The sequence below is a fragment of the Microvirga zambiensis WSM3693 genome, from assembly GCF_016735695.1.
In the GTDB taxonomy this organism is placed as follows: Bacteria; Pseudomonadota; Alphaproteobacteria; order Rhizobiales; family Beijerinckiaceae; genus Microvirga; species Microvirga zambiensis.
In genome coordinates this window covers 21,756-30,117 of record NZ_JAERQD010000061.1, presented here as the reverse complement: position 1 = coordinate 30,117, position 8,362 = coordinate 21,756, and the positions used below count along the sequence as shown (strand labels likewise).

General features: G+C 60.1%; 8 protein-coding genes. 4 read left to right on the top strand and 4 right to left on the bottom strand.

Going from position 1 to position 8,362, the window contains the following annotated elements; all coding sequences use genetic code 11:
• The 4 genes from JKL46_RS28415 to JKL46_RS28400 all read right to left on the bottom strand — a co-directional run.
• Positions 1-683, bottom strand: a 683-nt coding sequence (locus JKL46_RS28415) for an electron transfer flavoprotein subunit beta/FixA family protein (RefSeq protein ID WP_201839880.1), incomplete at its 3' end; no start/stop codon positions are given.
• 158 nt (positions 684-841) lie between these two features.
• Positions 842-2,041, bottom strand: coding sequence for a CaiB/BaiF CoA transferase family protein (locus JKL46_RS28410; RefSeq protein ID WP_201839879.1), 1,200 nt, complete (start codon positions 2,039-2,041; stop codon positions 842-844).
• 19 nt (positions 2,042-2,060) lie between these two features.
• Entirely contained in the window at positions 2,061-3,263 is a 1,203-nt protein-coding gene (locus tag JKL46_RS28405) for an acyl-CoA dehydrogenase (protein WP_201839878.1), read from the bottom strand.
• An 87-nt stretch (positions 3,264-3,350) separates the two neighbouring features.
• Complete coding sequence (locus JKL46_RS28400) at positions 3,351-4,172, bottom strand: fumarylacetoacetate hydrolase family protein (protein WP_201839875.1); 822 nt, start codon at positions 4,170-4,172, stop codon at positions 3,351-3,353.
• A gap of 289 nt (positions 4,173-4,461) precedes the next feature.
• Here JKL46_RS28400 and JKL46_RS28395 point away from each other — a divergent pair, with 289 nt between their 5' ends.
• From JKL46_RS28395 to JKL46_RS28380, 4 genes are read left to right on the top strand one after another with little or no spacing between them, the layout of a single operon-like run.
• Positions 4,462-5,310, top strand: a complete 849-nt coding sequence (locus tag JKL46_RS28395; RefSeq protein WP_201839871.1) for a branched-chain amino acid ABC transporter permease — start codon at positions 4,462-4,464, stop codon at positions 5,308-5,310.
• A complete protein-coding gene (locus JKL46_RS28390; protein WP_201839868.1) occupies positions 5,301-7,058 on the top strand; it encodes a branched-chain amino acid ABC transporter ATP-binding protein/permease in 1,758 nt (585 codons plus the stop codon). Before JKL46_RS28395 ends, JKL46_RS28390 begins: the two co-directional genes overlap by 10 nt.
• A complete protein-coding gene (locus tag JKL46_RS28385; RefSeq protein ID WP_201839857.1) occupies positions 7,048-7,755 on the top strand; it encodes an ABC transporter ATP-binding protein in 708 nt (235 codons plus the stop codon). The genes JKL46_RS28390 and JKL46_RS28385 overlap by 11 nt, the downstream gene beginning before the upstream one ends.
• Positions 7,745-8,311, top strand: coding sequence for a cupin domain-containing protein (locus tag JKL46_RS28380; protein ID WP_201839854.1), 567 nt, complete (start codon positions 7,745-7,747; stop codon positions 8,309-8,311). The genes JKL46_RS28385 and JKL46_RS28380 overlap by 11 nt, the downstream gene beginning before the upstream one ends.
• Positions 8,312-8,362: the final 51 nt, after the last annotated feature.

The window sequence follows — 8,362 nt, the reverse complement described above, 5'->3', positions numbered from 1 at the left end:
GCCTTGCGCCCGCCGGGCTCGGCGGTCTTGAGCACCTTGAGGCGCGGGCTCACGTCGACGCCCAGCGTCTCGGGGGAGGTCTCGTCGAGGGGCTTCTTCTTGGCCTTCATGATGTTGGGCAGAGAGGCATAGCGCGGCTCGTTGAGGCGCAAATCCGTGGTGACGATGGCCGGCAGCTTCAGGCCGACCGTCTGCAGGCCGCCATCGACCTCGCGAGTCACGTCGATGGAACCCTCGCCCACATTCACCTTGAAGGCGAAGGTCCCCTGCGGCCAGCCGAGCAGGGCCGCGAGCATCTGGCCGGTCTGGTTGGCATCGTCGTCGATGGCCTGCTTGCCCATGATGACGAGATCGGGCTTTTCCTGCTCGACCACCTTGGCCAGGAGCTTGGCGACGGCGAGCGGCTCGACGGCGGCGTCGGTCTTGACCAGGATGCCGCGGTCAGCGCCCATGGCGAGCGCGGTGCGGATGGTCTCTCCCGCCTGTTGCGGGCCGATCGAGACGGCGACGATCTCGGTGGCCTTGCCCTGTTCTTTCAGGCGCACCGCCTCCTCGACGGCGATCTCGTCGAACGGGTTCATCGACATCTTGACGTTGGCCAGTTCCACCCCCGACCCGTCGCCCTTCACGCGGATCTTCACGTTGTAGTCCACAACCCGCTTCACACACACAAGAAGCTTCATTATTTGCATCCCTGTAAATCTATCATTTCCTGTACTTGGAAGGTCTGTGTGAATAGATCGACCCGCACATCCCGGAGTAGTGGCACCGTCGGTCGTCTCTACATCCGGTGATTGACGGTGACCGCAGCGGATACGACCTCTCGAAGAGGCTTTTCTGTTTAGCCACAGGCCTCGCCTCGCTTGAGGGCTCCCCAGGCTGGATCATCCAGAACTTCTTCCGAATGCTCGCCGAGGCGCGGCGACGGCCGCGCCGCCGCCATCGGCTGCCCATCCATGACGATGGGCGAGCGAACGGACGGGATCGCCCCGCCCTTGGCGGCCTCCGACGCAAGCGCGATCTTCATGCCACGGGCGATGACCTGCGGATCGGCGAAGACATCCGCCACCGTATTGATCGGACCTGCCGGGACACCCTGCTTTTCCAGGGCCGCTAGGAGATCCTCGCGGGTGAAGTTCAGGGTCAGCCCGGTCAGCAGCGGCGCGAGCTCGGCCCGGTGCCCGACCCGGCCGGCATTGGTGCGGAAGCGCTCGTCCTGCGCCAGTTCGGGCCGGCCGAGAACGGCCACGAAGCGGGCGAACTGCCCGTCATTGCCGACCGCCACGATCACATGGCCGTCGGCGACCGGAAACACCTGGTAGGGCACGATATTGGGATGGGCGTTGCCCATGCGCCGGGGCGCCTTGCCGGAGGCGAGATAATTCATGGCCTGGTTGGCGAGCACGCTCGTCTGCACGTCGAGGAGCGCCATGTCGAGATGCGCGCCCTCGCCCGTGGCGTCGCGCCGACGAAGGGCGGCGAGGATGCCGACCACGGAATAGACGCCGGTAAAGATGTCCACATAGGCCACGCCGATCTTCTGCGGCTCGCCCTCCGGATCGCCGGTCAGGTCCATGATGCCGCCCATGCCCTGGATCATGAAGTCGTAGCCGGCCCGGGACGCATAGGGTCCGTCCTGGCCGAAGCCCGTGATCGAGCAATAGACGAGACGCGGATTGACCTGTTTCAGGCTCTCGTAGTCGAGCCTGTATTTCTTCAGGCCGCCGACCTTGAAGTTCTCGATCACCACATCCGCATGGGCGGCAAGCCTGCGCACGAGCTCCTGCCCCTCGGGCGTCTCGAAATCCGCCGCAATGGAACGCTTGCCGCGGTTGCAGGCATGGAAATAGGCCGCGGAGAGATCGCCGCCGTCCGCCGCTTCGACGAAGGGAGGTCCCCAGCCGCGCGTGTCGTCGCCCGCGCCCGGCCGCTCGACCTTGACCACGTCGGCGCCGAGATCGGCGAGCAGCTGGCCGACCCAGGGGCCGGCGAGGATGCGCGCCAGTTCGAGGACTTTCAGGCCTTCGAGCGGCTTTGTCATGATGCAAGTCCGCTCTTTCTCAGAAGAACGCCTGAAGGCCGGTCTGCGCGCGGCCCAGGATGAGAGCGTGCACGTCGTGCGTGCCCTCATAGGTATTCACGGTTTCGAGGTTCTGCGCATGGCGCATGACATGATATTCCTCCTGGATGCCATTTCCGCCATGCATGTCGCGGGCCTGGCGGGCGATATCGAGCGCCTTGCCGCAATTGTTGCGCTTGACCAGCGAGATCATCTCCGGAGCCACGCGGCCCTCGTCGAACAGGCGCCCGACGCGCAGGGATGCGTGGAGTCCGAGGGTGATCTCGGTCATCATGTCGGCGAGCTTCTTCTGCACGAGCTGGGTCGCGGCGAGCGGCCGGTCGAACTGCTTGCGGTCGAGGGTGTATTGCCGCGCCCGGTGCCAACAATCCTCGGCAGCGCCCATGGAGCCCCAGGAGATGCCGTAGCGCGCCCGGTTGAGGCAGCCGAACGGCCCTTTCAGGCCGGACACGTTGGGAAGCAGCGCATCCTCGCCGACCTCGACGCCGTCCATGACGATCTCGCCGGTGATGGAGGCGCGCAGCGAAAGCTTGCCGCCGATCTTCGGGGCGGACAGGCCCTTCATGCCCTTGTCGAGCACGAAGCCGCGGATCTGGTTGTCGTGGGCCTCGGACTTGGCCCAGACCACGAAGACATCGGCGATGGGCGAGTTCGAGATCCACGTCTTGGAGCCGGTGAGGCGATAGCCGCCGTCGGTCTTCACGGCGCGGGTCTTCATGCCGGCCGGATCGGAGCCGGCATCCGGCTCGGTCAGGCCGAAGCAGCCGACGAATTCGCCGGAGGCGAGCTTGGGCAGATATTTCCGGCGCTGCTCCTCGGAGCCATAGGCGTAGATCGGATACATGACGAGGGAGGATTGCACGCTCATCATGGAGCGGTACCCGGAATCGACCCGCTCGACCTCGCGCGCCACGAGGCCGTAGGCGACGTAGGATGCGCCGGCGCAGCCGTATTCCTCCGGCAGGGTCACGCCGAGAAGGCCGAGCTCGCCCATCTCGTTGAAGATGGCACGGTCGGTCTTTTCCTCACGATAGGCCTCGATGACGCGCGGCAGGAGCTTGTCCTGGGCGTAGGCCCGGGCCGTATCCCGGATCATGCGCTCGTCGTCGGTGAGGAGGTCGTCGAGAAGAAGCGGATCCTCCCACTTGAGCCGCTCGAATTGTGTCTGGTTGATGGTTGCCATGGCAGTTTCCTCGTGGCGTAAGCAGCCATCACGCCTGCGTTCAAATCGGGACTGTTTTGTTGCTCCAGTGACGTGAACGGCTGCCAGCTAGGCAGTTGCGTCCGCATTCGGCTTGGGCAGAGGCATAATTTTATCGCTGGGTTCCGGGACAACATCGTTACGCAAAACGCCGATGCCCGGGATCTCAATCTCAACGGTATCGCCGACTTGGATTGGACCCACGCCGGAAGGGGTCCCGGTCATGATCACATCGCCAGGCAGTAGCGTCATATAACGGCTCAGATACGCAATGATCGAACGTACGGAGAACAACAGGTTAGCCGTACTACCATCCTGGCGGACCGCACCGTTAACTCGAGTCACAATGCTCAGATTGGCTGGATCAAGCCCAGTTGCGATAACAGGGCCGATGGGGGCGAATGTGTCATACCCCTTGCCAGCCAATAGACAGCCGAATGAACTCTCACGACGTTGAACAACACGGTCACTGACGTCGTTGCCACAGGTGTAGCCAAGCACATAGTCGAGCGCATCGTCTTCAGAGACGTACCGTGCCTGCTTACCGATGATGACGACCAATTCGCCCTCAAAGTGGACAATTTCGCCCCCAACTGGATACTGAATCGAGTCTTCCGGGCCGACAACAGAGGTGCTTGGCTTCATGAAAAGCACCGGGATATCTGGGACTACTTTCCCGGATTCGCGAGTGTGATCATTATAATTGTAGGCCACTCCGAAAATCCGGGGCTGATCCACCGGGGCCAAGATACGTGCCGACTGCAAGGGATCGGTATCACCACTGCGTTCCAAACTCTCGAATGGAGGATGCCGGAGGCGCGCGATTGTCCCGCCCTCTTCAATGATTCCGTAGTGGATGTCCCCGTTCAGAGCGTACCGAACGATATGCATGGGCGGTCTCCGACTTCACATGGCTGGTGATGATTAATGCTAACGTTAGCAGGAGACCTGTCGCAGGTCAACTGGATCCGACGCCTACTTCATCACAGCAGCACGGGTTTTCAGGGAAAAGGACTGCAAACTGGGTTGACAAACGACCAAGTGGCCTGTCAGTCTTCGTGCAAACGTTAGCACGGGAGGCGCCAATGAAACCCAGCCAATCGGTCCTGCGCAGGCAGACCTGCACTATCGCAGGCGCTGACCCGCACCCCATCAATCAAACCACGAGCGAGGGGATGCTATGAGCTTCACCCTACTCACACAGTCAGCCGTTGGGGGGCTCCTGCTAGGCGGCATTTATGGGCTCTTGGCCCTGGGTCTCAGCTTAAGCTGGGGGCTGTTGCGCCTGGTCAATCTTAGCCATTTTGCCTTGGCTTTCCTGGGCGCTTACCTGATTTACCATCTCGGAACAAACTATGGCGTCCCAGCGTGGCTGTCAGCTCTGATTATCCTGCCGGCATTCTTTCTCGTTGGGCTGGCATTGCACGCCCTCTTCGTCCACTTCAAGGTCAGCGAATTTGCCTCAATGCTGGTCACCTTTGGTCTGACGATCTTAATTGAATCGCTCATCCAATGGATCTGGTCAGCTGACTTTCTCAAGTACGAGACGAGCTATGCTCAAGAGTCGCTTCGGATAGGCCCTCTATACGTCCCGATCCTCGAACTCCTCACTCTTGTCGCAGCTGCCGTGCTTGCAGCTGCGGCGTGGTTCGGGCTCAATCGGACAACGCTGGGAAAAGCGCTTCGGGCAGCAGCTCACGATGGCCCAATCGCCGCAGCGTTCGGTATTAACGCCAAACGCTTGTCTTATGTGCTCGCGGGCTTATGCGCAGCATCAGCCGGCGTGGCCGGCCTCTTCATCGCGCTTACCTCGACGCTTGCACCGTCACAGATCGAATCCTGGATAGGTGTAGTCTTTGCAGTCGTGATCATCGGCGGCCTCGCTAATCCGGTTGGCGCATTGGCGGCTGGCATGCTCATCGGCGTTTCAGAAGCCCTCACAATGGCAGTGGTCAACCCTGCCTGGGCGCCGCTGGTCGCTTTCTCCATTCTGATCATTCTCTTGCTGTGGAGACCGAAATGGCTCTGAATCGAAACCTCATCCCTGGGGTGGCCGCGGCTGCTGTCTTGGCCCTCGTGGCGCTGCCCTTCACCGGCGTCGCCGATTTCTATCTCTCCTATCTCTATGTAATTTTCTTCTGGATTGCGCTTGCAACGAGCTGGGGTATTCTCAGCGGGTACACCGGATACTGGAGCTTCGGTCACGCCGCGTTCTTTGGTGCCGGTGTTTACACAACGGCAACGCTGGCCGGAAAGCTGGAGATTCCATTCCTCCTGACTATCCCGGCAGCCGCAGCAATCGCTGCCGTTCTTGCGGTTGGTATCGGCTTCGTCGTTTTTCGCATTCGGACCCTCCGAGGCGAGTTTTTTGCCTTGCTGACACTATCAGTCACCTATGTCCTAGCTGCGATCATTTCCAACACGTGGATCGACGGTGGCGCGGGTGTCTACCTAAGCGCCGTTGAAATCCCGCAGTTCGGCACGTCCGTTCCTGGCGCGATCTACCTACTCGGATTGACTCTCGCGGTTGCCGCGCTCGCGATTTCGCGAACCGTGCTCCGAACCCGGTTCGGTGAAGGCCTGCTTGCGATCCATGACGATGAAGACGTCGCCGAAGTCAAGGGCGTCCCGACCTTCCGCTATAAACTGATCGCCTTCGCCGTCTCCTCGGCCATTGCAGGCGCGGCAGGCGCAATCCAGGCAGTGTATGTGGGTTACGTCACTGTAGGCGAAACCTTCTCCATTACGGTGCCATTGTATGTCGTCTTAATGAGCATTCTGGGCGGTGCCCGTCACTGGGCCGGGCCTGCCATCGGCGCAACGCTAATCACAGTCGCCCAAAGCCTCTTCATCAGCGGCGGCCAAGCCGAACTTGGGCGTGCCGGCGTTGCACTCGCCCTCATTATTGTAATCCTTATCGTTCCAACTGGCATCGCGCCAAAACTCTTCCAACGATTCCAGCGGAAGGCAGAGGCTCCTGGTCCGACTGGGAAGCCAACACTGGCGCTTGTACCAAATGACTCAACTGTGGCGCCAGTCCTCAAGGACAGCATTCTCCTAGAATGCCACGACGTCACCAAATCGTTTGGCGGAATTCGTGCGCTGCGGGGCGTCACGCTTCAAGTCGAAGAAGGCGAGATCCTCGCGCTTGTGGGCCCCAATGGATCCGGCAAGTCGACGCTAATCAACATGATCAGCGGGCACTTTCAGCTTACGTCAGGAACCATTGATTACGAGGGCGCGAAGATTTCTGGACTGCCACCACACGAAATTGCTCAACGAGGCATTGCGCGGACTTACCAGATTCCGCGCCTTTTCGACAATCTCACAGTGATGGAAAACGTCCAATTATGCGCTGCATTCGGACGTGAGAGCGATAGCGGCGAAACATCCGAAGAGTCCGCCCGGCGGTGGCTTGCCTTTACCGGTCTTTTGGAGAAAGCGGATCTTCTTCCGCCTGCGCTCAACCTCCATGAACGCAAATTCGTTGAGTTCGCCCGTGCGCTCGCAGCCCGCCCGCGCCTTCTTCTGCTTGACGAAGTTCTGTGTGGCCTGACACCAACAGAGGTCGATCAGGCGGTCGCTCTCATCCAGCGGATCAGGGCAGGCGGCACCACCATCATCTTCGTCGAGCATCTCATGCGAGCTGTGGTCGCCTTGGCCGATCGTGTGGCGGTGCTTGATCAAGGCAAGCTGCTCGCGCTCGGCTCACCTCGGGAAACAATGCAGAACCCAGAGGTCATCGAAGTCTATTTGGGACAAGCTCATGCTTCTTGAAGTTCGAAACCTTCATGTCGCCTATGGCGACGCCCCTGCCCTGTGGGAAGCGGCCCTGGACATCGGCGCAGGCCAAATCGTCTCGGTCGTAGGCCCGAACGGCGCCGGGAAAAGCACACTGATCAACGCAATCGCGGGAATCCTGCGTCCGACGCACGGCGAAATCCGGATCGACGGGGCTGAAATCGCAAGGATTCCCGGCTACCGCGTGTGTGACCACGGCATTGCAATCGTCCCCGAGGGACGAAGATTGTTCACGCATATGACGGTCCTCGAAAACCTTGAGCTCGGTAGCTACCGTGGGGCTGCACGTGCGGTCCGCGACGAAGGGATCGAAGAGGTCTTCTCGCTATTTCCGATCTTAAGAGAGCGGCAGAACCAAATATCTGGTTCCATGTCGGGCGGTCAGCAACAGATGGTTGCAATTGGTCGAGCGCTTATGGCTCGTCCGCGGGTTCTCTTGATGGATGAGCCGTCGCTTGGTCTCTCGCCAGCGGTTGTCGAAGACATGTTCAAAATCATTCGCATGATCAACGAGCGTGGAGTTGCCGTCCTACTCGTCGAACAGAATATCAACAAGGCTCTGGAAATTGCCCATCACGCGTATGTCATCGAGCAAGGGCGGATCGTGACCTCTGGGCAACCCAGTACTCTGCTTAGCAACCCTCGCATCCGGGAGGCCTATCTTGGCATCTGAATCCAACAAAGGCGTGCCACTCGCCATCCGTCGTGTCGTAACAGGGCACGACCGTGACAGGTCTGCTGCGATCGCTCTCGACGCCCCGCCGCCGCGGACAGATGCATTCCAACATATTCCGGGAATGATCTCACGGCTGGTCTGGGCAACTCCATCGGTTCCTGCACATCCTCCGTCCAGCGATGATCCGACTCTATCAGTTACAAGTTTCGTTCCGGGGCCAGGCGAGACGCGGTTCCTCGTGATCACATTTCCCCCGGACAGTGTCTTCTTTGATCCGAATTTCAATCCGAACGCTGCCGCTGCAGAAAACCTGGCGGTTAGCCCAGGGCTGGCCGAGCTCTTTGAACCTGACGGCAAGCATGTAACACCAACTGTTGATTACGGAATTGTACTCGACGGTGAAATTTGGCTTGAGCTGGAGCGAGGTCAGGAGACTCTCCTACGTCCCTTCGATGTATTCGTGCAGAACGGTACGCGACATGCTTGGCGCAATAAGAGTGATCGTCCAGCAACTCTCGCGGTTGTTCTCATAGGCGCGCAGTCTGGGACGTAATCTCGCGAGATCGGCCGTCTCAACGATAAATCCATAGTCGCCCTGCTTTGT